The sequence below is a fragment of the Hydrogenovibrio sp. 3SP14C1 genome (genome assembly GCF_029625905.1).
In the GTDB taxonomy this organism is placed as follows: domain Bacteria; phylum Pseudomonadota; class Gammaproteobacteria; order Thiomicrospirales; family Thiomicrospiraceae; genus Hydrogenovibrio.
Genome location: NZ_JARTLM010000191.1, coordinates 1 through 259 on the forward strand (window position 1 = coordinate 1; position 259 = coordinate 259).

1 protein-coding gene is annotated in these 259 nt (G+C 34.4%); it reads left to right on the top strand.

The features are described from left to right. Positions 1 to 72: 72 nt before the first annotated feature. Positions 73 to 259: NAD(P)-binding domain-containing protein (locus P8629_RS12200; RefSeq protein WP_278166375.1), on the top strand; the 187-nt coding region annotated here is incomplete at its 3' end.

Consider the following 259-nt stretch of genomic DNA (forward strand, 5'->3'; position numbering starts at 1 on the left):
TCCTACTACTAAATTCGCTATAATAGGGAATGATTCATTTCAAAATAATTATAGAGAGGAAATGATGAGTTGATGAAACAACAAATCGGAGTTATCGGCTTAGCCGTTATGGGAAAAAATATCGCACTTAACATGGAAAGCAAAGGTTTTTCCGTAGCAGTTTTTAATCGCTCTTACGAGAAGACAGAAAACTTCTTAGCAAATGAAGCAAGCGGAAAAAACTTTGTTGGTGCAAAAACAATCGAAGAATTTGTAGATT